At 69.8% G+C, this 25,378-nt stretch carries 20 protein-coding genes and 2 pseudogenes; 12 read left to right on the top strand and 10 right to left on the bottom strand.

The genetic code is table 11. The features are described from left to right. Positions 1-169: 169 nt before the first annotated feature. From tap to IE272_RS26215, 4 genes and pseudogenes are all read left to right on the top strand, one after another. Positions 170-2,356: a telomere-associated protein Tap gene (gene tap / locus IE272_RS26230; RefSeq protein WP_190008274.1), complete on the top strand. Its 2,187-nt coding sequence runs from the start codon at positions 170-172 to the stop codon at positions 2,354-2,356. Between the two features lie 116 nt (positions 2,357-2,472). Beyond that, positions 2,473-2,877, top strand: coding sequence for a hypothetical protein (locus IE272_RS26225; protein ID WP_056708595.1), 405 nt, complete (start codon positions 2,473-2,475; stop codon positions 2,875-2,877). 3 nt (positions 2,878-2,880) lie between these two features. Further along, positions 2,881-3,435 (top strand): telomere-protecting terminal protein Tpg, encoded by a 555-nt coding sequence (tpg, locus tag IE272_RS26220; protein WP_050363023.1) that lies wholly within the window; start codon positions 2,881-2,883, stop codon positions 3,433-3,435. A 775-nt stretch (positions 3,436-4,210) separates the two neighbouring features. Then, positions 4,211-4,555: pseudogene (locus tag IE272_RS26215) on the top strand (DUF6009 family protein); the annotation flags it as partial. A gap of 253 nt (positions 4,556-4,808) precedes the next feature. On the opposite strand, the gene IE272_RS26210 reads toward IE272_RS26215, so the two are convergent. Next, the gene (locus IE272_RS26210; RefSeq protein ID WP_190008272.1) at positions 4,809-5,396 is read right to left on the bottom strand and encodes a hypothetical protein; all 588 of its coding nucleotides are present in this window, start codon (positions 5,394-5,396) and stop codon (positions 4,809-4,811) included. 439 nt (positions 5,397-5,835) lie between these two features. Between IE272_RS26210 and IE272_RS26205 the strand changes: the two genes are divergently transcribed. Further along, positions 5,836-6,087, top strand: coding sequence for a hypothetical protein (locus IE272_RS26205; protein WP_229897676.1), 252 nt, complete (start codon positions 5,836-5,838; stop codon positions 6,085-6,087). A gap of 322 nt (positions 6,088-6,409) precedes the next feature. Here the strand turns inward: IE272_RS26205 and IE272_RS26200 are convergent, their stop codons facing one another. Next, positions 6,410-7,516 (bottom strand): M23 family metallopeptidase, encoded by a 1,107-nt coding sequence (locus IE272_RS26200; protein WP_190008270.1) that lies wholly within the window; start codon positions 7,514-7,516, stop codon positions 6,410-6,412. Between the two features lie 490 nt (positions 7,517-8,006). Here IE272_RS26200 and IE272_RS26195 point away from each other — a divergent pair, with 490 nt between their 5' ends. Beyond that, the gene (locus tag IE272_RS26195; RefSeq protein WP_190008268.1) at positions 8,007-8,423 is read left to right on the top strand and encodes a DUF5958 family protein; all 417 of its coding nucleotides are present in this window, start codon (positions 8,007-8,009) and stop codon (positions 8,421-8,423) included. A 36-nt stretch (positions 8,424-8,459) separates the two neighbouring features. Then, positions 8,460-9,770, top strand: coding sequence for an IS701 family transposase (locus IE272_RS26190; protein ID WP_444544792.1), 1,311 nt, complete (start codon positions 8,460-8,462; stop codon positions 9,768-9,770). Between the two features lie 2,604 nt (positions 9,771-12,374). Here IE272_RS26190 and IE272_RS26185 read toward each other — a convergent pair. Both IE272_RS26185 and IE272_RS26180 read right to left on the bottom strand, forming a co-directional pair. Next, on the bottom strand, positions 12,375-13,601 hold the full coding sequence (locus IE272_RS26185) for an FAD-dependent monooxygenase (RefSeq protein ID WP_190008266.1): 1,227 nt from the start codon (positions 13,599-13,601) through the stop codon (positions 12,375-12,377). Next, entirely contained in the window at positions 13,598-14,995 is a 1,398-nt protein-coding gene (locus IE272_RS26180; RefSeq protein WP_190008264.1) for an MFS transporter, read from the bottom strand. Before IE272_RS26180 ends, IE272_RS26185 begins: the two co-directional genes overlap by 4 nt. Before the next feature lie 122 nt (positions 14,996-15,117). On the opposite strand from IE272_RS26180, the gene IE272_RS26175 reads away from it, so the two are divergent. Further along, positions 15,118-15,771: a TetR/AcrR family transcriptional regulator gene (locus IE272_RS26175; protein WP_190008262.1), complete on the top strand. Its 654-nt coding sequence runs from the start codon at positions 15,118-15,120 to the stop codon at positions 15,769-15,771. On the opposite strand, the gene IE272_RS26170 is transcribed toward IE272_RS26175, so the two are convergent. Both IE272_RS26170 and IE272_RS26165 read right to left on the bottom strand, forming a co-directional pair. After that, positions 15,761-16,231, bottom strand: a complete 471-nt coding sequence (locus tag IE272_RS26170; protein WP_190008260.1) for a hypothetical protein — start codon at positions 16,229-16,231, stop codon at positions 15,761-15,763. The two genes, IE272_RS26175 and IE272_RS26170, sit on opposite strands and share 11 nt — an antisense overlap. A 107-nt stretch (positions 16,232-16,338) precedes the next feature. Beyond that, a complete protein-coding gene (locus IE272_RS26165; protein WP_190008258.1) occupies positions 16,339-16,746 on the bottom strand; it encodes a hypothetical protein in 408 nt (135 codons plus the stop codon). On the opposite strand from IE272_RS26165, the pseudogene IE272_RS26160 reads away from it, so the two are divergent. Further along, a pseudogene (locus IE272_RS26160) lies at positions 16,702-17,490 on the top strand (IS110 family transposase); the annotation flags it as partial. The gene IE272_RS26165 and the pseudogene IE272_RS26160 overlap by 45 nt on opposite strands. A gap of 71 nt (positions 17,491-17,561) precedes the next feature. Here the strand turns inward: IE272_RS26160 and IE272_RS26155 are convergent. The 3 genes from IE272_RS26155 to IE272_RS26145 all read right to left on the bottom strand — a co-directional run bounded on the left by IE272_RS26155 (position 17,562) and on the right by IE272_RS26145 (position 21,009). Continuing rightward, positions 17,562-17,969, bottom strand: a complete 408-nt coding sequence (locus IE272_RS26155) for a hypothetical protein (protein ID WP_229897730.1) — start codon at positions 17,967-17,969, stop codon at positions 17,562-17,564. Between the two features lie 607 nt (positions 17,970-18,576). Continuing rightward, the gene (locus IE272_RS26150; protein ID WP_190008256.1) at positions 18,577-18,741 is read right to left on the bottom strand and encodes a hypothetical protein; all 165 of its coding nucleotides are present in this window, start codon (positions 18,739-18,741) and stop codon (positions 18,577-18,579) included. 66 nt (positions 18,742-18,807) lie between these two features. Continuing rightward, the gene (locus IE272_RS26145) at positions 18,808-21,009 is read right to left on the bottom strand and encodes an NACHT domain-containing protein (protein WP_229897674.1); all 2,202 of its coding nucleotides are present in this window, start codon (positions 21,007-21,009) and stop codon (positions 18,808-18,810) included. A 419-nt stretch (positions 21,010-21,428) separates the two neighbouring features. Between IE272_RS26145 and IE272_RS26140 the strand changes: the two genes are divergently transcribed. Beyond that, entirely contained in the window at positions 21,429-21,701 is a 273-nt protein-coding gene (locus IE272_RS26140; protein WP_229897728.1) for a hypothetical protein, read from the top strand. A 1,734-nt stretch (positions 21,702-23,435) separates the two neighbouring features. Here IE272_RS26140 and IE272_RS26130 read toward each other — a convergent pair. Further along, on the bottom strand, positions 23,436-23,594 hold the full coding sequence (locus IE272_RS26130) for a hypothetical protein (RefSeq protein WP_190008252.1): 159 nt from the start codon (positions 23,592-23,594) through the stop codon (positions 23,436-23,438). Between the two features lie 199 nt (positions 23,595-23,793). Between IE272_RS26130 and IE272_RS26125 the strand changes: the two genes are divergently transcribed. After that, entirely contained in the window at positions 23,794-24,159 is a 366-nt protein-coding gene (locus IE272_RS26125; RefSeq protein ID WP_190008250.1) for a hypothetical protein, read from the top strand. A gap of 23 nt (positions 24,160-24,182) precedes the next feature. Continuing rightward, complete coding sequence (locus IE272_RS26120) at positions 24,183-25,139, top strand: NPCBM/NEW2 domain-containing protein (RefSeq protein ID WP_190008248.1); 957 nt, start codon at positions 24,183-24,185, stop codon at positions 25,137-25,139. The last annotated feature ends 239 nt before the right edge of the window (positions 25,140-25,378 follow it).

Here is a 25,378-nt window from a genome sequence, read left to right as displayed (position 1 = left end):
TTGTTCCTGGTGCCGGGTTCGGCCTTCTTCTGGTGGATGCACCGGTGAGTGCTGTGAGCACGGTTCTCCTGCTCGGCCCCGCCCCGCTCACATTGATCCGGGTGGGTTAAATGATGAGTTAAATAAGGTTGGTGGGAGCTGTTAGCGTTCGGGGCGGAGGTGGAGCCGTATGGCAACCGAGGAAGAGCTGTTCGCGAACATCGACGCCTTGCTGGAGGAGGAGCCACAGCTCCCGCCTCCGGTGGAACGCGCCCGGTTGCGGGAGGCCGCCGGTATCACGCAGGCCCGCCTCGCGACCGCGCTGAAGACCACGACGCAGACGGTGAAGAACTACGAGAACGGCCGCTCGGAGCCGAAGTCCCCGCGCCTGGAGGCGTATCAGCGGCTGCTGCAGGGTTGGGCGGCGAAGTACCCCGCCCCGGCCCGCGCCGGGGCTCCGGCTCGGGACCCCGCCCCGGCTCGGGACGCTGCCGAGGTGCCGGTCGCCGTGCCGCAGCCAGAGGCGCCGGCCGCCTTCACCGGCCCGGCCACACCGGCGGCCATCGCACCCGAGGCCGCCGCACCGGCGGCCGCCCCGCCCGTCCAGGTCCCGCCTGTGCAGGCTGCTCCCCGGCGTGCCGCCCGTCCGGTCACGCGCCCGGCGACATCGTCGCGGCAGCCGGCGGCGAGGAAGGCCACCGCGCCCGACCCGGACCCACGCTTCCCGCACGGGCCGCTCGCCGTGCTGGACGGCGACGGCTCCGCGTACGGCACCGACGGCATCGTGCTCGACTGCCCGGCGGCCACCGTGGTGGAACTGGTGGAATGGACACTGCGCGAGTCCGGGCTCGGTGCGCCGAAACTCAACCGCTACGGCAAGAACAGCGACCCGCTGATCGTTCTCACCGCCGCGGCCGCCGTGAAGCTCGGGCTGCCCGAACGCCTGGAGGGCCGCGAGCAGCGCCGCTCCCTGCGCCTGCCGGAAGACCACCCCGTGGTCGAGCAAGTGGGACGTGCGAAGTGGCGGCTCACCCAGCGCGGTTTCGGCCCCTGGGCCAGGGTCTACCGCAAGGCCCAGGGCCGCGACCGGCAGTGCGTGCAGCTGGCGATCCTGTCGTGGGACGCCCTCGACGAGCGGTCCTGGCCCGGCGTGAGCGAGATGGAGCCGGCCGACATCGCCCGCGTTCTCGGCATCTACGCCCAGCGGGTCATCACCCCGCGCGGCTCCACCGCCGTGTCCGGTCTCGAGCTGATGACCGCGCTACGCCCGCCGACGAAGCCGGAGCGGGACCCCGGGACCGGGAACTGGGTGTCCTGCCACAACCCCGGCAGTCTGGGGACGGAGCCGATGGATCCGGCACCGCCGGAGGCCACCCCGGAGCACCCCGTCGTCATGAACTCCGGCTGGACGGGCGGGTTCCTGAACGAGGAGGCGTACCAGTGGGTGCGTCCGGTGGAACTGCTCACCGATGAGGAGTGCTTGCTCCCCCACGCGGTCGGCCTGGACCTGAACACCGCGTTCCTCGCCGCCGCGGCCCGCCTGGTCGTCGGCCTGTCCGCCCCCGACCACTTCCTGGGCCCGAAGTTCAACCCGAAGATCCCCGGGAGCTGGCTGGCCGACCTCTCCCACATGGAGCTGGACCCCCGCCTGCCAAGCCCCTTCACGCCGGACGGTACCCGGCCGACGGGACCTGCCTGGTACCAGACGCACACCGTCGCCTACGCCCAGGAACTCGGCTACGACGTGCACCCGATCGAGGCGTACCTGCGCCGCGAGACCGGCGCGTACCTGGACCCGTGGCACGACCGCCTCAAGAACGCCTACGTGGACACTCTCGCCGACCTCGGCGTCACCCGGGACCTGGACGACCGGGCCTTCCTCACCGCGATGGAGCAGCACCAGCGGACCGACCCGGTCCTGACCGCCGTGCTGGCCGCCATCAAGGCGACCGTGAAGGGCGGCGTCGGCAAGTTCAGAGAGCGCCCGCAGGGCAGGAACTACAGGGACGGCGACCGGTGGCCGGCCCTGGAGCGCCCGACCTGGCGCCCCGACATCCGGGCCGCCGTCATCAGCAAGGCCCGGGTCAACATGCATCGCAAACTCAACAACATGGTCAGGATGACGGGCCTGTACCCGCTCGCCGTGCTCTCCGACTGCGTCGTCTACCCGAGCCCCGGCGACAGCCCGCTGGATTTCCTGCCGTACGCGGCGTCCGGCAGGCCCCAGCCCGGCGGCTTCCGGCTCGGTCCCACGCCGGGCATGGCGAAGCCGGAAGGCGTCCGGCCGATGCTGTGGGCGGTCGACCTGATGGAGCAGGGCCTCAACCCGGCCCGGCACATCAAGGGCGGCGACGCCGTCTTCGACGACGGCGAATAGGACCGCGACCACCGACACCGCCCCGGACCGTCCCGCACCAGGCCGTCCCCCGCCCCGGACCGTCCCCGCCCCGCCCCGGCGCGGGCACCGAACCGCACCCGAAGGAGCCGTACCCGATGAACACCCCCGACACGACCACGACCACCACCGTCCCGCAGTGGCCCGTTCCCACCACCGCACCCGCCCATGACCCGGCGCTCTTCGCACGGGCGATGCGGGACATGCGCCTGACCTGGCGCGCCCGCGGCATCCTGGCCGAACTCACCACCGGCTACACCCCAGGCCAGGGGCCCACGGTCAGCGAGCTGGTCTCCCTCACCCGCGACGATCGCCTGGCCGCCGAGGGACGCGACGCCTTCCGGAAAGCGGTCGGTGAACTGCGCACCCTCGGCTACCTCTCACCCGACGCCACCACGGCCTCCGGTGTGGGTGAACGCCTGGTCGTGGACCTCGCCCCGGCTGCCGGCGCCCGAATGATCCCCCAGCGCTACGGCCACAGCGCGTTCACGGACGGGAGCTGACCAGTGGGAGAGATCGAGGACGCCATCCAGCGGGCCGACCAGGACGTGTTCACCCGCCAGCCGCCCAAGAACCTCAAGGCCCGTATCAACTTCCTGGTCGGGAGACTGAAGACCACCAAGGCCGTTGCCGCCGAACTCGGTGTCAGCCAGCGCTCGGTGGAGCGCTACCGAACCGGAGAGCGCCGGCACCCGCCCAAACCAATCGCCGACCGCATCGATGCTGCCGTACGCGCCCGCTGGCAGCCGAAGGTCCGAAGGCGCCACCGGAAGCAGGCCGCCACGGCAACCGGCATCACCGTCGAGACCCGGGCCCGTTTCGGCTACACCGCGCCGATCGGCACCACCGACGACGGCCGGATGCGCCGGCTGACCGTCCACCTCCCCCCGGCCTACGCCCACCGCCTGTTCGACGCACAACAGCACGGTGCCACCGACCAGCAGATGCGGAACATCATCGCCGAAGGACTGCAGGAGGTGTACTTCAAGGACGGCGGACACCGCGCCGCGGGCCTCGAAGTCGCCCTCACCGACATCGACTACTTCGACGTCTCCTACTGACCGGGCCACAGCTCCAGCCTTTTCTTCCCCCGGTGAACCGAAGCACGAGGGCCGCCGGCGGCCCCGGTGCCGCGCGCACCCCGACGCCGGGCTCCGCCCCCGGCCCGCCGACAGAGAAGGCCCGCCCGACCCCGGCGGCCATCCCCTTGCCGGCAAGCCCCCCTCGTCCGCCGCGCCCATGGCCCGGCACACGGCATCAACCGCTTCCAGACACGAGCCCGGACAGGTTCCGTAAACCGCAGCACCCTCGTACCGCAGCACCTCCCGGCAGTTCCGGACCACGCCCCGGAGACGAGCAGACGGATTGCCCACCGCAGCACCTCGGGCATCGAGACAGATCCCCTGGCCCGCAAGCCAGAAGTATCGCGCGCACCCAGACACCCGGGCCGGGCGGCCCAGCACTCACCCGGGCGGACGGCACCTGAACCCTTGCATCAGCGACCGCGCTGACACGAACACGGGCACGGGCACGACTGGCGGTCGGCCGGAGCCGAAGAGCGGAATGAGCCAACCGACAGAGGCCCGGCGCGCAACACGGGCATGCCATCCCTGCGGTCGATGAACCGCCCGAGGGATTCACCGCCCGTTCTGCGATGAGTGGACGCTTCACCACTTCCAGCCCGGGTCCGAACCCCGGCCCGCGCCCAGAAGCCGGAGCCCCCGAGGCCACGAGCACGACTGCCCCGCACCGTCGCAGGGAACAGATACACCACGCAGGCACCACCCTCCACCCGGTGCACGCCGACGAAGGAGGGGCGCGGTCACGGGCTCGCCACTGACCGACAGCGACCTCACCCACGAAGCGAACGTGGTGTGGCTCGAAGACCCGAACACCCCGACAACGCCCGCCAGGCCCTCGACAAGACCCCACGCCGCAAGAACGAACCCCACTACGCCCGCGACGGCAGGATGATCGGCCGCATCGAGCTCGGCGCGGATACCGAGGCCGACCCGGACAGCGGCCTCTACCGACGCAGGGTGTTCTTCCTCCTGCCCGCGACCACGCCCGCGACTCCGACCCCGAAGGCGTTCGCCGGCAAGGCACCCCCGGCGAAGCCGCCCCCCCCGAACCGTCCAGCTTAACCGCCTAGGCGAGAAGACGTCTCGCTCACAACAGGGCAGCCCCTCCGTCCTAGCGGCCATCGGCTCCTGGGACCGAGAGCCGGCTCCCTCCCACGGGTGCGTGCCCCGACCGGCGGGGCGAGCCGGCAGGCGAGCTGCCGGCGGCGGCGGGGGAGAGGCCGTCATCCGGCGAGTACGGCAGCTGGAGCCCCTTCACCACGACGCCCTCCCTCCGGGGACCCGCATCCATGTCTCCAGCCACTCCTGGGATCGGGAGCAGTGCGGATGGGCTTCCACCGGCCGTCTGTGTACTAGCGGTGGTTGAGGTGTTTGCGCGCGATGTCGGCGAACGTGCTGATAGCTGACTTGAGGGCCTCGAAGTGTTCCCGGGGGCGATCCGTCGGCGTGGGGGGACGCACGCATGCGCCGGGATCCTCGAAACCGTCCTCGATACCGTTGAGCGTGGCGGCCAGTTGCCCGGCCGCAGCCTGAACTGCCCGAGCCGCCGCTGCGACGCGGGAGGGCCCCTCCAGCTCGACCTGACGCGCTGCGGCCGCCACCGGCTGAGGCTCGGCCGCGGACGAGATCGCCCGTCGAAAGTCAGACCGCTCAGAGCCGCTGTGCCGGGGCGGGAGACCTTCCAGCTCGTTGAACAGATCCTCAAGCAGGAAGCCCGCGCTCTCCAGAACCGCCCCGGTGCCCGCCTCGTAAGCATGAGCGGCTCTCAGGAGCTCGGCGTACACCTCCCGTTGTGCCGTACGGCGCGTGACGTCGAGCGATCCGAGATAGGCTCCGCGGGCCGCCTTTGACGCTCCGACCACAGCAGCGGCACCGCCGATCAGAGCGCCGGTGAGGGCACTGCCCGCGCTGATCAGCGCGATCAACAGCTCGTTCTCCATAGGCGGATCCTGCCGTGAACCTGCTGGGCCGACTACGGCCGGGCCGGCCGAAGCGGGCGGCGGGCATTGCGGTGCGGAGCGGCCGGACCTGGACTCGGCGATCGCGACCGGCCCGGGGCGCGTACAGGACACACCGACCAACACCCCATCCGCACGGTGCTGCTGCGCGAGTACGGCTACACCCACCGGTCCCTGCCCGACAAAGTCAACCGGACCTCCGGACGCATCTTCGGACGCCCCGGCGCGGCCACGACCGGGAAGCGCGGCGCTGGATCTCCGGCAACCGTATGACCGTATGGTGGCCGACCGACCGCCACCTCTGCCTCTCGCCGAGCTTTCCCACCGGCCGCCCGGGGCCACGGGATTCGTGCGGGCAAGCAGCCGCTCCAGCCGCCTGCCCGCCCCTCCCGCCCCGGTGCGGTCAAGGCAGGAGGAACCCGTGAAGTGCCGCGCATTCCTGACCGCGTCCACCGCCGCGACCCTCACCCTTGCGCTCCGCATCGAGGCGACCCCGGTGCGCGGGCGCCTCACCATGACGGACGCCGACCGCATCACCACGACCATCGGCCGGCTCGACGCGCACTTCACCGCGATCGGCGGCGGCGCCCTGCTGACCGTCGCCACCGCCTACATCGCCGACTGCGCGAAACCGCCGACGGCTGCACCTACGACCCCGGGGTGGAGCAGATAGGCGCTCTCCGAGCTGATGGTCCGCACCCCGTGGCGGAAGATGTGGCGCCGCTCGCCACCTCCACTCCGCGCTGCCCCGCCGCGAGGAGCGTGCCACCCTCCTCGTCGACCAGATCCCACCGCAAGGTCCACACCCCTGTACGAGTGGTGGGGCTGGACCACCCCCGGAGACCTGCGCCCCCGCCTGGCCGACGATCCGCTCCTCCACGCCATGCTGCTCCAGCCGCCCGCCGCGGCATTCGGAACAGTTGAGTGGCGCTGCTCAGCGTTCGACGCGGTTGCGGCCCCCGGGCTCGGTCCGGTGCAGAGTCACCGGGCGGTGATCAGCTGGTGCGGTTGTAGATCGCTGTGCCGGGGCAGGCGGTGACACCCGAGCGGGTGGCGCACCCGGTGTACTGGCCGGAGCCGTTCCACCAGGCCCAGCCGCCGATGGTGCGGCCGTTGAGCCAGGTGTACTGGCCGTTGTAGTTGGCGTCGTACGTCCGCAGGCTCCAGTGCACGTGGGCTCCGGTCGCGGCCCCGCCGGCACAGGTGTCGGTGCCGATAGTGCCGAGCAGGGCGCTGCGGGCGATCGATGTTCCGTTGTAGTAGGTGGTGTTCCACATGTGGTAGTAGTCCGTCGAGAAGCCGCCGGGGTGGATCACTCTGGTCCAGCCGCCTCCGGCACCGCACATCGAGGTCGCCGTTCCCTCCCGGGACGAGCGGACCCGCCCGCTGGCGTTGCCTCCCGCGAAGTCGAGGCTGCTCCAGTAGCCCGTAGAGCCGGTGTGGGAGTGCGCCCCACCGGTGAGAGTCATGTAGTAGTCGGGCATCCAGGGCAGCAGCAATCCATTGGTGTTGGCAGCCGTGGTCCCCACCGACGGCGTCGCCTGCTGCGGAGTCGCCTTGCGCTGAGCGTACGCCGTCATGGTCCGCCGCTCCGCCTTCCCGACCAGCGGAGACCTGGCTACGTGATCGGCGAATTCGCGGCCGCCCTCGAGACCCGAGATCCATTGCCCGTCCTTGCGGTGAGCGATGTAGAGCCAGCCCTCCGGCTCGCCGTGTTGGGCACGGGTCGCTTCGACGTACGCGACGCCACGAGCCCAGTCGGCCGAGACGGTACGGACATCGACGACCACCTTGCGGCCCTCACCGGCGAGTTTGCTGACGGCGGCCTTCGGGGCGAGTCCCTCGGCGTCGTGGGACCGGGAGAGGACGTCTGCGGAGACGGCGTCTACCAGTGCCTCTCGACCGGCGCCCAGGCGGTTGGCCACCGCGGACGGCATCTTCACGGTGACACCGGCGGAAGGCGACGGGACACCGGTTGCCGGGGCCCCGGCAGATGTTGCGGCCGAGTCGCGGAAGGCCGCGGTCGCCGAGGGCGCGGTGGCGAGCAGGCCGATGGCGGCGAGGGCGGCGACGGTGGTTCTCACGGACAGCTTGGAGAGCATGGGTGGTGTCCCTTCTGGACCGGAGGGGCCTGACAGACCGACAGGAGAGAAAGCTGGGTGGAACGCGCGGCCACGCCGTACGAGAGGAAGGACAGCGAGCAAATGACATGTCCGCACCAAATCTATGCGCGTAGCATACGGGTCAGTCGGCCGCCAGAACAGATCAAGTCGCCATGGACACAAAGGAGATACCGAGCACACCTCGGCTCTGCGTGATGCGCGGTGCGGGCCTCGTAGGCGCCACGGCATGTGTCGTCTACGGTGCCCGGCGGCCAGCCTGACACCGGAGGTCTGCCCGTTTTCCTGATCTGCGTGGGCTGCCACGAGCAAGGGCACCCGGATCCGGATACGAGCCGGACCCGCGCAGCCTCCGCACGGCGCACAGAGGCCGCCAAATGCTGGGGCGGCCTAGTACTCCAGTCATACTTCGCGATCTGATTCGATGGCCTTCGGGGGCTATGGGCCTCAGCCGGATAGCGGAGGTTGGCGGATGGACGAGCGCACGGTCATGTTGAACGAGCTCGCGCAGGGCCTGCGCCCGATCGGGCAGGGTGTCGAGTGGTTCGAAGCCCTGCGCGGTCAGGACCAGTTCGAGGTCCTTCGGGATCTGGGCGGACATTGCATCCAGGCGCGGGCGACGGTGGAGGACGGGCCCGAGAGCGTGCGGATCGCCGGTATCCGGCCGACCCACACCCCGGCGGTGCTGATCACGCGCGGGCAGTTGGCCGGGCAGCTGACAGAGATCATCAATCTGCCGCAGGACGAGCGCGTGAAGGCGTTTCGGCTGCTGGTCGCGCTGCTGGGAGTGGCGGACAAGCGCCGCCGCGAGCGGTTCTGCGCAGACGGATGCATTCATGCCTGGCACCAGTTGGCGGCAGGGGCCGATACGGAAGCGGCCACCGCGTGATCATCAGAGGTTGTGTGGACTTCTGAAGATGGTGCGATGGCCGCGGGCCATAGCGTTGACCCTGCCCGCTGGTGGGCGATGTTCGACCAGTCGATGGCCCGCATCGCGGGCCGGTTCCGCCGAGTGGAACCGAGGTCGACGGCAACGGCGTTCGTCCTCGGACTGCTGTCCGGTGTCGAACGGAAGAACTGCTGGCAGCTGGCCGAGCAGGCAGGCCATGACCGCCCCGGTGCGATGCAGAGGTTGCTTCGAAGCGCACGCTGGGATGCCGACGAGGTCCGGTCCTACATGCTGGACCACCTCGGCGGTGATGGTGTGCTGATCGTGGACGAGACGGGGTTCTTGAAGAAGGGCCTGCGTTCGGCGGGCGTGCAGCGACAGAACACCGGCACTGCCGGTCGGATCGAGAATGCCCAGGTCGGCGTCTTCCTCGCCTACGCATCGCCGCGAGGACGGGCACTGATCGACCGTCGGCTCTACCTCCCCAAGCACACCTGGTGCCGGGATCCCGATCGCCGGCCGGGCTCCGGGGTCCCCGAGCAGGTGGAGTTCGCCACCAAGCCCCGCCTGGCACTGCAGATGAATCGAAGCGGCCCTGGATGCCGGGTACACCTCCTCGTGGGTGACCGGCGACGAGGTCCACGGCCAGGACCCACAGCTTCGCTCCGTCCTGGAGGCACGCGGGATCGGCTACGTCCTGGCGGTCGCCTGCACCACCAATGTACGGATCAACGAGAACCGCACAGTGCTCCAGGCCGACACCCTGGCCGCCTCACTGCCCCAGGACGCCTGGTACCGGCAGAGCGCCGGCGCCGGAGCGAAGGGCCCGCGCCACTACGACTGGGCATGGGGACAGACCGGAGCCGACAAGAACCGGTGCCTGCTGATCCGCCGCAACCCTTAACCGACGAACTCGCCTTCTACCTGTGCTGGTCACCAGGCGAGGTGGCCCTGTCCGCGCTGGTGCGCGTCGCCGGGACCAGGTGGTGCATAGAAGAGTGCTTCCAAGCCGCAAAAGGCCAGGTCGGCCTGGACCACTATCAGGTCCGCCACTGGACCTCCTGGCACCGCCACATCACCCTGGCGATGCTCGCGCTGGCCTTCCTCGCCGCCGTCGCTGTCAGCGCGGCGCCCGACCGGAGCACCGACCCGAACCGTCCGGTCCGCAGCAGCGATCCGATCGACCTGACCATCCCGGAGATCCGTCACCTCATCGGCAGGCTCTTCAGACTATCGACCACACCTCCGCACCGCCTTCTGGCCTGGTCAATCTGGCGCAGACTCCACCAGGCACCGGCCAGACGCGCCCACTACCGGCGACGACTCACCAGCCACTCGGACACCTAGATCACGAAGTCGCACTGGAGTACTAGCCGGACGCGGCACGGCTCTCCCGCCCCAGGCGTGTGCCGCCAGGTGCGACACGTTCGTGGTCCGCAGGGCGGAGAGACAGATGCGGGGAGCGACATGCTCCTCGGCATGCCGAACATCCCTTTCGCCAACAGCACCGCCCTCGATACCTCTCAGCCGCTCCACAAAGCCCAGTACGGCGTGCACGTCGCACACCTGCGAGGCCACGACCCCGGCGAATTCATCACCCGGCTCACCTCCGTGAACCCCGACCGGATCGAGATCCCCGACACCGACGACGGCCGCCGACTACGCGCCCTCGGACCCGCCCAGACCCCTCACGCACATCCGGAACACCACACCCCTGTCGAAGCAGGCCCGCCCCTGGGCCCCCTGCTCGCCGGAAGTTCGGCATCACCAGCAACGCCCGGGAGACTGACGCCCCGTCGCAGGCCGGAAACGCCCGCCCGGTGGCCGCAGCGGGGAATAGTTCGCAGGTGACCATGACACCCGCGCACCCCGCCCTCTAACCGCCTGCCCGCCGACGCAGTCGTCCCGCCCGGCTGATCGGCGCGTGCGCGCCAGCGGCGGGGGACGTTTACGGGCCGGTCGCCGCCGCCCCGCCGGACCAGGAGGCGGTAAGGACCTCAGTGCTGTAGTGCATCCGGGTCGGCATGTCCGCCCCAACTCCTGCTGACCTGGACCTGGCCGTGACCGAGGACGGTGCCCGGTGGCCGGCCGCCGTGACCAGGGAGGGGACGACGGCCCGGCGGACGTTCCCGGCCCGGTGCGCGCTGGCCGAAGCACACGACGCCGTTCACCGGGCCGCACCGGACGGCACCGGGCCGGGGCCCGGTGCCGCTGCCGACCACGGACCAAGGCGCCGGATGGACGTGGCGAGCTCGAGCGACCAGGTCGCCGCCCGCTCGCTGGACGACCCGGAGCAGGCCGTCGCCCTCGTGCACGAACTCGCGGCCGAAGGCGAGCTCGCGATCGACGAGAGCCTGGGCGCGACGATCGACGTCGTGGTGGTGACCGGACTGCCTGCCCTGAGCGAGGCCTGCACCACCGCCGCGACCGACCCGAGCACGGCGGCCGAACTCTGCCTGCCGTCGTACCCCCCCTCGCGCTCGCGGTCACCCTGGCCAGCGCCGACCTCGCCCCCACGCCTGAAGAACCGGCCCCGCCGACCGACCCCATCTGACACCCCTTCATGGCCGCCGCCCGGGCACCGGTCTCCACCACCCCGCACCACGGCCAGGACACGGACGGCAGACCGCCGTGCATTCCAGAATTCTGGAATGCACGGCGAGGCTGTTCAGCGGCTTCCCGCCGATCGGCGGGAAGCCGCGGCGCCCCGACTTGCCCGGTTCCACCGACGGTTGGCAACTCCGAGTGCTGGACAGATGCGCCCGGGGTTGCCAGTCGGACCTGCGGCACCCGCGCCCACGACCTCGAAGCCGAGATCACCAACATCGACCACATCGCCGCCCGCTACTGACTCGCGGCACAAGCACAACAACGCCTTGCCCCAGCAGGGGAACTGCCGGGACGAGGCACTGCTCATGTTAGTTCGGCCGTCCCCTACCGCAGGGCCCGGACAACCCGGTCACCCGCGATGAGCAGCTAGTTCCGCCATACAGGCAGTTAGGCACGGGCCGGGCAAGGGACGCATTTATGTTTGCGCCTGCTCAACGAGCCAGCCGGGAGGAAACTGCTCAAGATCTTCTGCGGCCGGGCAGTTCTCCCGGACCACATCACCCAAGCACCCCACCTCCGGCCGATGACGTTCCCGAAGTAAGAAGGGGACTCTCCGGTACGGCTTCCGTGGTGAAGGTGCCCGTGCCCGGAATACGCTGTGTGTGCGTACCGGACGTGTCCGTGTAGGACGCGTCGCTGTGCCACGTGCACGTTAGATCGGACACGCGGGGCTGGATGAGCATGACCATGTTACCCAGCTCGATGACGTTGTGGCGGAAGAACAGCTTCCCCTGGTCCTCACCGTCGTCCACGACGTACGGTCTCTTCGGCCGGATTCCCGTGTCACCGCTCAGATCCCACATCAGACCCTGTCGGCCCTCAGAACCCGCCGGGGCAGATCGACCGCGGCCACCGCCCTCGACGGGCGGCACGTGTCCTTCACGGCCTTCATGCTGTTGACCGTGAGTCCGGCACCGCGATCGCTGTTCAGATTCAGATTGAACGACTGGGACTATGCACCCGTCGAAACCGGGTCGTGTCATGAACCGTGAAGCACTCATCCTCGGCGTCGTGGCCACCCCCTTCGGCCGCCACCTCGACCGCAGTGCCGGTGACCTCGCCGGCCGCGGACCGCGCACGAGGCGCTGCGCGGCGCCGGGAGCAGGCCACCGGAGCTGTCCGCGACCGCTCGGCCTACACCTCGGCAGCCTTGCGGCCGGGCGCGAGCACTCCGTCGACCGGCCGCGTGCCGACAGCGGTCGGGGCTCGGAGTAAGGAAGCCGCACTCGGGATCGCACGGGCTCGCGCGATCGGGTCTGCTACCAGGCGTTCCCCGAAGTCCTCCTGCCCCCGAACTCCGCGACGACAACCCTGCGAATCCCCGGCAGACCGGGGCCGCGCTCACCCCCGGAGCCTGAACTCCGGAAGCACCAGTGCCTCGTGGGGCGGCCGCCCCTCCGCCGGGGGCGGCATGGAGCCCAGAGAGCGCAGCATGGTGTTGCGCTGCTCCAGTGCCCGGGCGGTGGTCGGGAAGAGCGCGGCATCGCCCTTGCCGACTTGATCCTGGTTCAGGGTCACGAACGCACGGGTGTCCCGCTCGTAGGCTGCGAAGCCCGCGGCGTGATCGCGTTCGGCCGCCAGGGATCCGGCGAGCATGTACGCGCCGACCAGGGCGAGGCTGGAGCCCTGGCCGGTGAGGAACGAGGGCGCGTACGCGGCGTCGCCCACCAGCGCGACCCTGCCACTGGACCAGCGGGGCATCCGGATCTGGCTGACCACGTCGAAGAACAGGTCGTCCGCGTCGCGCAGGGCGGCGAGCATGCCCGGGACCTCCCATCCCGCACCGTCGAAGACCTCGGCGACCAGGTCCCGTTGCGCCTCCGGGTCACGGAACGCGCCGAACGGCGGTTCCGTGCGGGCGAAGTTGAGGAAGCCGTGGACGTCCTCGTCGTCGCCCACGGCGTACAGCACGGCTGCCCGGCCCGGGGCGTTCCACATCGTGGTCTCACGGACGAGCCCGAAGGTGTTGCGCAGGGTGAACCCGGCGAAGCAGTAGCCGAGATAGCGGTGGAACCCCTCCTCGGGTCCGAACAGGAGCGCGCGGGTGTGCGAGTGCAGCCCGTCCGCCCCCAGCACCAGGTCGAACGTACGGCTGGCTCCCCGTCGGAAGGTGACATCGACCCCGTGGCGGTGCTGGTCGAGGGTGTCGATGGAGTCGTCGAACAGGAACTCCACATCGTCACGGACGGCCTCGTGGAGAGCCCCGGCCAGCGCCCCGCGCCGCACCTCCAGGTCTCTTCCCGCGACCCCGCCGGTGACGGCGTGCGGGTCGACCGAGGCCATCTCGGAGCCGTCCTCGTCGAGAAAGGTCAGCCGGCGCAGATCGATGTGCGCGTCCCGGAGCCTCGGCAGGATCCCCATCCGCCGGACGACGTCGAGCGCGGTGCCGCGCACATCGATGGGATAGCCGCCGTCGCGGACCGTGCCCGCCTTCTCGACCACCGTGACCATGAATCCGTAGCGGTTCAGCCAGTACGCGAGGGCGGGCCCCGCGATGCTGGCCCCGGATATCAGGACCGTACGCCCCCGCGCGGCGGGAGCGTTCACCAACGTATCGACGCGGGTCATTCCTTGACTCCTTTACTCAGGGTGCGGACGACGAGCAGGGACAGCGCCGTTACGGCTCCGGCCAGGACGAAGCCGACGACGTAGGCCGATTCGGCCGGGAGGTCCGACCCGGCGGGGGTCCTGGCGGTGAGGATCGCGCCGCTGATCTGGACCCCCACGGCGAAGCCGATCACGCGCGTCACCAGGACCAGACCGGTGGCGATGCCGGTGTCACCGCGGTCGACGGAGGTGGCGGTGCTGGTCACCATCGCCGTGACGCAGAGCCCGTTGGCGAGCGCGATCATCATCTTGCCGACGACGAGGTGCCAGACCTCGGTGTGTACGGCCGCCAGGCCGAACAGGCCGACGGCCATGACGAGAACTCCGGCGGTGACCACGGCACGCGAACCGAACCGCCGCGCCCCGAACCCGCCGGCCGGCCCGGCCAGCGACGCGGCCACGGCCCCGGGCAGCAGGAAGAGGCCGATCTGCGTCGCGCTCGCCCCGAACCCGTACGCGTCGGCGGGTACCGCGAACAGCGCCGGGACCAGATAGGCCGCCACCGACGTACCGACGCAGATCAAGAACGTCAGCACGCACGCTTTCCACACCTCGGGCCGCCCCACCATGCGCAGATCGACCATCGGCGAAGCCGCGCGCCGCTCGACGGCCACCCACCCGGCCGCGAAGGCGGCCAGCAGCACGAGAAGGGAGACGAGTACGAGGGGTCGCGCGACGATCTCGGGAGCCAGCGCCAGGACGAGCATCAGCGTGACGAGCGTTCCGCTCAGGAGGACCAGGCCGGGCCAGTCGATCCCGGCGCCGCCCGACCGGCGCGGCGCATCCTGCGGCATCAGCCGGTGCACCAGCACGGTGGCCCCGATGACCGCGAACGTCGGCAGCGCGAACATCCAGTGCCGGGACAACCCTTCGGCCACGGGTCCGGCCGCCAGCGTCCCCGCCATCGTGCCCCCCACGAAGAGTCCGCTGACCACCCCGATGGCCACCTTGGACTCGCCCTCGGCCAGGTGTTCGCGCACCAGGATGAACGACAGGGGCAGCGCGCCCACCATCGCGCCCTGGAGGATCTGACCGAGCAGCAGCACCGGCAGGCTCGGCGCCAGGGCGGACACCAGCCCCCCGGCACAGACCACCACCATCAGCCGGACGAGGACCCGTTTCCCGCCGTAGCGGTCGCCTAACTTCCCCGCCACCGGCGTGATCAGCGCGCCGGTGACGAGGAGCACGATGCTGAGCAACGCCCCTTCGGAGTGACTCATGTCCAGCTCACGCCGCAGGAGCGGGAGCGTCGGCGTCACCACCGATTCCAGGGCTCCGGTGGCCAGCGCCAGGATGCCGAGGGCCCGGACAGCGGCCTTGCCGATACGGAGCGGAGGAGCCGAAGTCGTGGTCATGGAGGTCCTTTCCGTCGCGGACCGGCGGGACGGGAGCCGACCGCACACGGAGGAACGCGCACGGTACTCACCGGACCAGAACTACACTACACCGTGCAGTGTAGAACGGTTAGGATGAGCCCATGCCGACCACCAAGACCCTGCGCGAGGGGTCCACGCGGAAGCGGGCCGCCATCCTCACGGCGGCCCGGGAACTGTTCCTCGCCGACGGCTTCGACCGCTCCAGCGTCGACGCGGTAGCCGCGCGGGCGGAGGTGTCCAAGCGGACGGTCTACGACTACTTCGGCGACAAGCGGACCCTGCTGCATGCGGTCGTCGACTCGGTCGGCCAGTCGCTGGTCACCACGGTCCGGCGCACCCTCGACGACACCCTCGCGGACGTGACCGAGACCGCCGAACTGGAGGACGGCCTGGTCGCGTTCGCGATGCGCATCGCAACCGACATGCTCGGCTCGGCGGAGTACACGACACTGCAGCGCCTGCTCCGGACGGAGTCCGGCCACCTGCCGCAGCAGGACTACAACCCCATGGCGGACACCCCCGACGAGGCGATCGCCGAGCGGTTCACCGCCTTCGCCGAGGCCGGACTGCTCGACGCCCCCGACCCCCGACTGGCGGCCGACCAGTTCCTGGCGCTGACGTTCGGCGTCGCCCTGGACCGCCTGGGCTCCGCGAACGCCGCGCAGGACACCCGCGTGCGGCCGCTCGTCGTCGAGGGAGTACGGACGTTCCTGCGCGCGTATCGGGCCGACCGGGGCGCGGAGGTCACGCCGTGAGGTAGGCGGGTACCACCGTCACGTCACCGAGGACACCTGTCGGAGGAAGCGACCGGGCACGGCGGCAAGAGGCACCCACCCCCTGTCGACATCCGCTTCCCCCACCGGACGGTCGGCCCCGCCTCCTTGAACGCGCGGTCCACCGGCAGATCGTGGTGACCCCGATGCCGAGCTCGGCGGCCTTGACCGCGTAGCGGTGCAGCAACGGGATACCGGGCAGGAAGTCCGCCCGGGGTTCCCCGTCCAACGCCAGGGCCGCGTCGCCCAGCTGGTATCCGGTCAGGACCTCCTGGTGGTGCTGCACCTTCACGGTCTGTTCGTCGTCGTCCTCACGAGCCAGGCCGTTCAGCAGGGCGGCGGACGCCGTCGTCTCGGCGGGAGACGGTGTCAGGATCTCGGTCGAGGGATGGGCGAGCAGGGCCGAGAGGTCGACATGCCGGAGCTTCGGCGGGCCGGCCACCGCGGACTGACGCAGGAGAATACGGCGTCCTTCGATCTCCGCGACGGTGAACTGCTCGCCGTCGAAGGCTATCGGCAGCTCCGGCCTCAGCGTCGTCGTCCACTAATTCATCCGCGCCTCCGCAGAACGCATGCGCCTGACAGCGGCCCCGCCACCAGGCCCGTGGTCAGCCGCCCCGACCACAGCAGGGCCATCAGCGACGGCCGGGCCTCCTCGGACTGGCGGTCCCCGGCCAGGCGCCGCTCGGCGAGCGCCAGCTCCTCGCCGTCGACCACCTCCCGCCACGCACGCTCTATATCGGCTTCGGGCACGACACCGCGGTGACGGTAGGCGGCCAGGAACCGGACATTCTCCAGCAGGGTCGGCTCGTCGTCCGACCAGATCGCGTACTCCCAGCCGTGGCGTTCGAGGGGATACCCGGGCCAGGCCAGCGACCGGGCGACCTGGGAGTGCTCCAGGCGCGAGGCCGGCTGGGCGTGGTCCTCGGGCTCGACGGCGGAAAGACCGCTCGCCACGGCCACGGACTCACCCCGAACGGCAAGAAGGTCTTCGACAAGCCGCTGCCCAACAGCGAGCCGAAGCTGCTGGCCGTCTTCGACAAGCCGGCCGCGAAATTCGGCACCGTACTGGTGATCGTGGACCAACCCGTCTCCATAGGCGCCCCCTCTCCATGACCGTCGCCCGCGATGCCGGCTGCAAGGTCGCCTACCTGCCCGGTCTGGCCATGCGCCGCATCGCCGACCTCTACCCGGGCGAGGCCAAGACCGACGCAATGGACGCCGAGGTGATCGCGGACGCGGCCCGCACCCTGCGCTCGCTGGAACTGACCGACGAGATCACCGCCGAACTGACCGTGCTGACCGGCTTCGACCAGAACCTCGCGGCCGAAGCCACCCGCACTTCCAACCGGATACGCGGCCTGCTCGTGGTCGTGCCCGGGACCGGCACCCCTCGACGTCGTCATCCCGTCCCTGGCCCGCTCGCGGGTGTCCACGAACAGCGCCGGGCCCTGGAAGCCCAGATCAACGCCCTGCTGGAGGCACACCCTGCTTCCCCGGTCCTGACGTCGATGCCCGGCGTCGGCGTCAGGACCGCCGCAGTCCTGCTGGTCACCGTCGGCGACGGCACCGGCTTCCCCTCCGCCGCCCACCCACCTTGCCTCCTACACCGGCCTCGCCCCGAGCACGCAGTCCTCGGGAACCTCGATCCACGGGGAACATGCACCCCGAGGCGGAAACCGGCAGCTCAAGCGCGCCATGTCACCTTCTACGAACCCCGGCTCCCCCAGAGGACGGCTGCATGAACCCGCCCGCAGACAGACCGATGCAGATCAACACCTTGTGTCGTCTGCCCATGCCGAGATATCTGCGGCACCCAGACGGACAGCTTCGTCTGGGTCCCGGGCGAGCTTCCCGCAGGCCGCTGCGACGTCCAGCGCACCGACCGGTTCCACAAGCGCGTCATGCACCCCGGTCTGCAGCCAGTCGGCCTGGTTGTCGTCAGCCTCGGCGAACGCGAGAGCGATGAGCCTTATGGCGGCCACCGTCCCTACCCGGGCCAGGACCTCTGCCGTCTGCCGGGTTACCGCCGTGTCCTCGACATCCAGCAGCAGCCCCACCAGCATTTCCGCAGCCTCAGGAACATCAGCGAAGGAGGCAAGGTCACGCCCGGCACGAACACGTTGAGTCCACGAAGGAGACGACGCCTCAGCCAAGGCCGCCTCCAACCCACTCATCATCTCTGACACGACCAGACAGTCTCATGCCGACGAAGAAGATCGAACCCCGGGCAAAAGCTGCCCACGCGCTTGACGAAGAACATAGAGGCGCCCCCCCCGGAACCGTCGGGCGTATCATCCACCGGTCGCTCCGTTTCCAGGGCAAGCTGGGCGAGGAGACCGTCGACGCACTCCTCGACATGGCCCTGCCACCATCCGCGAACCCCTCCGAGAGCTAGCCAGGAAACTGCAAGGCAGTCTTTCCGAACCTGCGGGGAGCGGCCCAAGCTCCGAGGGGCTACACGCATGCCAGTGCGATGCCACCGCGTCCGGGCCCAGCATCAAACTGGAGTGCGTGTGGACCCTGGGAGCGAAGTCGCTGGCCCGGGTCAGCGCGAGACCAGTTCGACGCCGTCCGACCCGACGACAGCGGGGCCGGACAGGTCACCCCTTCCAGGCCTCGCTGCTCGTACCCGACTGCTCACCATCTGAGGCGGATACGCGAACCCCCACGCGAACCTGAGGCCGTCCAGGAATACGACCTTCAGCTATTTCTCCTACTCGCCGCGCAGACCGAACGGGTTGGCCTCCACCCGCTCCAGGATGACCAGGGTCTCGGGCTGCCCGATCAGCGTACCGGCGGTGCGAGACGGGCCTGGCTGCCCGGCCTGTGCGGCAGCCGTCTGGTCGGTGACGCCTCCCCCGCGGCCAGGGCTCGCGTGAACTGCTCCACGGCCGCCTGGACCTTCTTCGTGCTCAGCACCTCCGCCGGGGCCGAGGCCGGCGTCTCCACCAGCAGCTTCTCCGGGGCGGGTGGGGCCGGTTGGCGGACGCGACAGCGCCGCGTTGGCGTGATCTTCTATGCGCGGGGTGGTGGCGCGGGGTGGGCGGCGAGGTGGGCCTGGAGTTCACGATGGCGGAATTGCCACGCCGTTCCGGACATGCGCAGGATGCCGTGGTCGTAGCAGGTGTCGAGGAAGCGCCCGAGTCGCCACGGCAGCTTCCTGCGTGTGTGCAGGAGGAGCGCGAAGTACCGCATGGATGCTGAACCGCCCGCGACTGGGAGCATGAATAGGAAGCACCCGATCATGAGCCCTCCGAAGAAGAGAGACTCATAGCTGATTGCCCCCATTTCGTTTCCGAAAAGGACGTCGTGCGCGATCCGCCTTCCGAACTCGGGTCCGATCACTACCCAGATCGCTGTTACGGGTCCGAAGATGACTGCGGCGGTGAGATCCATGCGGATTAGTTGACGCGGAACGACTCCCACATGCTCGTGCTTGATCATGAGTCCGCGCGCGAGACCGAGTAAAGGCCCAATCGTGAGCCCCAGAGCTACGCCCACCACGAGGGTGTCTTGATGTGTCCATAGGTCCTCCCACAGGTTGCTGGGACCGTTCCAGAAGACAGTCAGGCCGAGGGAAACCAGGAGACCGAACACGAAACCGGCCGCACAATACCGTACGAAAGCGCGTCGGCCGACATGAGTGCGAAGACGGCCAAGGTCGATCCGGCGCGGCTTCGGCCACGCGGGGCGGTACAGCACCGCGAAGCAGAGGAAAAGCGGCCACACCAATATCTCGCCAAGCATGTCACCCTGTGACTGCCCGAGAAGAATCAGCAGAGGGAGCGACGCCACCACGGCCAGAACGCGTTCGGTCAGCCGTGTCCGGTGCTTGCCGCCCAGGGGCCAAAGCTCGTGGATGATCAGATCGGTGCTGCTCAGCGCGCGACCCGCAGCAAGGCGAGGCGCGCCGTCTACGGGGCCGTGGTTGTCATTGAGGTAGCGGGCGAGGAATGCCAGACGGCGCCAGGTGGCGTCGGCATCCAGCCGTGAACGGGGGCCGATTGTCGGGGGCCGGGATGTCTCGCCCGAGTCCTGGTGGTGTGCGCTCACTGCGGCACTGATGTAGTGGTCCAGAAGGTACTGGTAGAGATGCCCGCCGCGCGTCAGATCGAGGAGATGGGCGGGGTCGCGCAGGTACCGCCCGTCGTCAGTGCGTTCCTCGAAGACCGTGGCGGCCAGGGTCAGCCGCCACGGCGTGTCCAGCATCTCGGCCAGCAGCGTGTGCTCGGGGGGTACGGCGCACGCCGGGCCGACCGCTGCGGAGTTCAGGGCGGAGAGGACCGGCCGCCAGCGGGTGTGGCCCCGCTCCGTACCTGCGACGCGTTGCGACAGATAGCTGTGAGCACGGGAGGGGTCGACGCGGGCCACGGAGATGTGTGCCACGACCCTGGGTTCCGCCTCTGCTTCCACCAGGGACTGGTAGTGGGCATGCCGGCAGCTCACGACGACCGGGCAGTGTGCGCCACCGCGCTCGAACCGGTTGATGGATCTCAGGAGATCGGCGGCGCGTGAGGTGTAGCCGGGAGCTGTGCCCGGGTCCATTTCGTCCAGTCCGTCGATCACCGGCAGAACGAGATCGGAGTCCACCAGGAGGGCGGCTTCCCGGCGGGGGAGCCGGTAGACGTCTGTCAGATGCGTCCGTAACCAGTCACGCACATTGCTGCCAGGCCAGGACGCCGCAGTCAGTCGTACCGGCACCGGATCCGTGGGGGAACGCTCTGCGGCCAGGCCCAGGATCAAGGACAGAACCAGCACGGTCTTGCCGGTTCCCGCATCACCCCCGCCCCGTTCGCCCCGGCCGGCGGACGGCGTACCGGTGACGATCAACCGTCCGGGCCGCAGGCCCCGGTAGTAGTCGGCTACACCCTCCAGCGTTCCGGTTCCGCGTGAACCGCCCACCCCGGTGGCTGACGCTGAGAAGGCAAGGTCAATCCGCCCGTCCGGTGCTGCCGGTCCACTACCCAGCAGCTGTCGGTACTGCGCACCCTCCACCCGAACCACCAGACTGGCGAACCCTTCCGCGATCACCAACGCCGTGCGCTGGGCCTGCAAAGCCCTAACCCCCGCCCACGTCCCCCAGCCCCCCAGCACCGCGCCGGCCAGACTGGGCAAGAAGGCCAGCACCCCCGCGGAGTCGGGCTGCTCCCCAGCCGTCTTCGGCAGCGCCTCCACCGTCCACCACAGGCCGGCTAAGCACACCGCAACACTGAACACCACAGCCGAGACTCCCTCGGCACGCCCCCGACGCATCATGCGCACATCCTGCAACAGGGAACAGTCGCGAGTCTCCGGAACAGCGAAGCGGTGCGGACGGCCCCGTGAGAGCCGCTCCTTCGAACCCGTTCCACAGACCTCGATCGGGCTAGCAGAGAGCAATATGAGCCCTGGCTGGGCACTACGACCGCGGAGTCAAAGCTCGGGCATCGAGAGCCAGAAGATAAGTACTGGCGACGTGTCCGATGGGGGACAGTTCTTCAATCTCGACAGGCAATGAGCACGATGAGTCTCCAATCGCCGTAAACCTCAGCATGCCATCCGCAAGCGGTGGTCGAGCTGAGGCTGCCCGCCGACTGGTCGATCACCTTCGTGAAACGGACGAAGAGGTCCTCGCCCTCGCCCGCGCCCGCGCGGAGATGGCCGCCGTACTCGACGATGACCAGGACCCCAAGGAGCCCGTGGGGTGGCAACCGGTCTGGAAGCGGCCCCGGCCGCTCAAGTCGGAAGCGGCGAAGACAGTGGGACTGCGCAGGCAGCGGCTGCGGCTCCGGGACGCTGGACGCCGCAGTCTGGCCGCCTCGCAGTCGCGTCGGCCCCGCTCGCGCCAGAGCCGGATCGGGAACGCGGCCGCGCGCCGTGATGCCCGCGCTCTGTCCCGGGTACGGCGCTCCTACGGCTGGCTGAAGTAGCGATGCCGGGCATCGCCCGGCATCGCGCAGTTGGCATACTCTGACCTGCCGCTTCCCAACTGGCGGCTACCTGTTGGGAAAGCGGGGTGGGGTCGGCTGTGGCTGTCCTGGTCGTGCCGCTGGGGTAAACCGCGGCCGGACCACAGCCCGGGACCGAGCGGATGCCTCGCGCAGGGGCCAATTTTGAAACCGGCCCCCGGGCGCGTACGTGAAGCCACGCCACCAGTCTGGACGTGCAACCGCATCCGTTGCTCTTCGTGGCCGCTGCAGTCCTTCAGATGCTTGTCGATGTCGACCTCGTGCCTCAGTTGCCTGATCAGCTCCTCCTCGGTCTTTCCTGGGCGGCGGCCTTGCATCTGAGGAAGCCGGGGTCCGTGATGTCAGGGGGATGTTGCCGTCCCGCGTGTACACGTTGGCCTCAGTGCAGTGGCAGTGCAGATCGCCGATGTCCTCTGTGGCGGCCTCCCAGAGTTCCCGGACTTTCGGGGAGTTGAGGGGGTCGACCCGGGCCGCAAGGTCCCGGCGGAGCTGGTACTACTCAGGGGTCCGCGGTCCGTAGTAGCCGGGTACGACCGGGTCGGTTGTGAAGGAAACTGCGCCGCTGAGGTGCAGCAGCAGGTCGAAGCACACGGCGGCGCGGCGGTCCCACAGGCCCTTCGCGTGGGCGGCGCACTTCGCAGAAGGGCGAGGCCGGGACGGATACGCAAGGACGGAGCCTGCCGGAGCGCGCCCGGATCGTCGTCGATGGGCTTGTTCGGGCTCCACCCCGCGCTTCCGGAGCGTCATCGCGTGATGTTGGAGACGCGGCCCGGTTCGCTGCTGCGCCCTGTGCGGCGCCCGGCTTCCGAACGACTCGGTGGCCGGGCGCCGGTACTGCGACGCGGCCTGCCGGGCCCAGGCGTACCGGGAGCGCAGGGCGGCAGAGCGGATGTTCGGCATCGCCGTCCTCCTGGGCGAGGCACTGGAGACCGGGGACCGGGCGACGGTCCGGGCTCCGACCTGTCTGCGGAACGGCCACGTTCGCCGGCGCCGGACGCCGTGCTGACGCTGTGTTCTGTTCGGGCAGGTGCTGGACCTGGCCTGGCGGGTACGAGTGGACCGGGGAGTCCCACGTAAAGCCGTCACCAACTCCTCCCGGACAGCCTGGTGACGGCTCTACGTGCTGGCCAACCGGGCCCAGGTCTCCATCCCCAAGCAATCCGGTAACTGCCACTCACCACGGGCTGCTCAGCGGGAAGCCCATGGTGAGTTCCACTCCCCATCGCAGGTCGGACCACTTGCCCGTCCCTGCTCACCAGATCAGTGATGCGCTTCGAGGGTCTGACCGAAGCCGACGGCCTCCATGGCCGCTAGCGCGCCTTGCGACCCGCGGTGGCCGGTGGCCGACGCGGACGGGGACGGCCCGATCCACGCCAGCTCCTCCAGCCCGCGCGGTTGTACCGAGGGCGGGGCGGGGCCGGCTCGGGGACGGGACACGCACCCGGTCAGGAAAGCGGCGGTGACGGCCGCGACGACGGCGAGCGGGAGAGGTCGCATCCGCCCACCGTGGCCCGGCGGCACGTGTGCTGCCCGACGGCGCGGCCGGGTGCCACCTGTCCGAGTGTGCCCGTTCCTCGCCGGGCCGGGCGGGAGTTGACCGAGTACGGGCCTGATCGAGTCTCCGACCGGCGGGCCGGTTTCGGCTGCGTGGTCCTGGCAGTGCTCGCCCCCCCCACGGTCTGGTACCGGTGGCGGTCATGCCGTCTCAGCTTGCAGGACGGTGCAGAGGAGGGCGAGGACGGTGGTGGTGGTGACCATGGACGTGCCGAGGGCGGGGTTCTTGTAGGCGAGCCGGCCGATACCGAGGCCGGTGAGGGTGAGCAGGATCAGGACGGCGATGAGGTGGTGAGTCATGGTGTTCCTCCCGGGGCGGCCCCGCAGTGGGCGGGGTTCGGCCATTACCCGCGACATGCCGCACGAGTGGCGGGCAACCCCGCTGCTGACAGGGCGAGTTGGCCTTAGAGTGACCGGGCTGACCGGTGGTGGGCGATCGCGCCGCGGCGGCGGTTTTCGGTGCTGGGACGCACCGGCCTGGTGGTGAGGGGGAGCGCAGGTGACACAACACGAGCACGGTCAGGGCGAGGGCTTGCCCGCGCGCCGGGAGGCGTGTGAGGAGAAGGACCGGATCAAGGCCGCCTTCGGCGCACGGCTGCGCGTACTGCTGGACCTGTCCGGTCTGAGCTCGCGCGAGTTCGCCCACCGCTACCCCGCATACAAGGACTCCACGATCCGCAAGTACACGCTGGGCACGAACCTGCCCTCGTGGGACTTCCTCCGCGACCTGCTCACCGAGGTCGCCCGCCGCACTGACGACCCCGCAGCCGCGCAGCGCAGGACCGAGCTGTTTACCGCCTACCGCGAGACTTTGGTGCGCATCGCGCCACCACTCGTGGCAGCGACCAGAACTCCCTCCTTCTGAGCCTCCTGGACGGCGAGGAAGCATTGCGCCGGATCGTCGAGGAACTCGCCGAGGTGAGGGCCCGGGAGACCCAGCTCCGCCTCGACCTGGGGGAGGAGACCCGCCGCACCTGGCCTTCACCGACACCTGATAGCCAGGACAGACGGCACCGGATCGAGGAGGAGAGCCGGCAGCTCGCGCAGCGGCGGGACGCGCTCGTCGAACGCCGCGGCGCCCTGGCCACCGAGCTGGACCGTTGCCGCGAACAGCTGCGCGCGTTCGAGGGCGGTGCGGATTCCCACCCGCAGATCGCCCTGCCGCCCGTGCCTTCTTACCCGCCCGGAGCCACGAACACCACGGACACGGCCTTGCGGCGGATCCTTGCTCTGGCCGGTGGAGCGGTGGCTGTGGTGCTGCTGGTCGGCGGCGGCGTGATGGCCGGGATCTGGTACATGCAGGACAACACCAAGGAGTCCCGGCAGGATGCCCGCGCCACCCCCAGCCCCAGCCTCACCTTCAGCGAGGAACCGTCCGAGGAGGAGTCGGCATCTCCGAGCCTCCCTCCACCGGAGGAGACTCCGTCGTTCGTTCCACCTCCTGGTCGGACCTGGTCCCTCATCAGTGACCTCGCACCGATGGAGGACAACGACCCCTGGAACTACGAGACCGGCAAGGCGCGCATAAACGCCGAGGACCACCTCCGGACCCTGCTGGGAAACAAAGGTGAAGCGTCCGCGACTTGGCAGCTCGACCGCCAATACGCCTCCCTCGTCACCCGTCTCGGCGTGACGGACGAGTCAGCCACAGGAGACTCGGTTGTGTTCACCATCAAAGTCGACGATCAGCCGCCCAGAGAGATCGCCATGGGGCCTGGACAGGCCCCGGAAAGCGTGACCGTCGATCTCACCGGCTCCTTCCGCGTCACACTCAGAGTCGAAAACGCCCGGATCGGTCAGACACTCGGGATCGGGGCCTGGATTGACCCCGTCCTCACCAAGTAGCCCGCCGACACCTGGAACGTACCGTCCCGGAAGGCGCGTCCGGCACGACGACAGCCGACTCGCCCAGGCCTCTGTATCTGACACGAGACTCCGCGCCCGCCAGTCTCGGGTCAGATCCGTAGGCGGTGGGTACGAGCATTTGGTGCTCGTACCCACCATCCTGATGCGCGTCCGCCCACCGTGACCCGGCTCCTGGGCCACGCGGGGAAAGCGCTCGGCGTCGCCACCGCGGATGATCT

It is taken from the genome of Streptomyces anulatus, from assembly GCF_014650675.1.
In the GTDB taxonomy this organism is placed as follows: domain Bacteria; phylum Actinomycetota; class Actinomycetes; order Streptomycetales; family Streptomycetaceae; genus Streptomyces; species Streptomyces anulatus.
The sequence above is the reverse complement of the archived record's forward strand: the minus strand, read 5'-3'. Positions and strand labels throughout refer to the sequence as shown.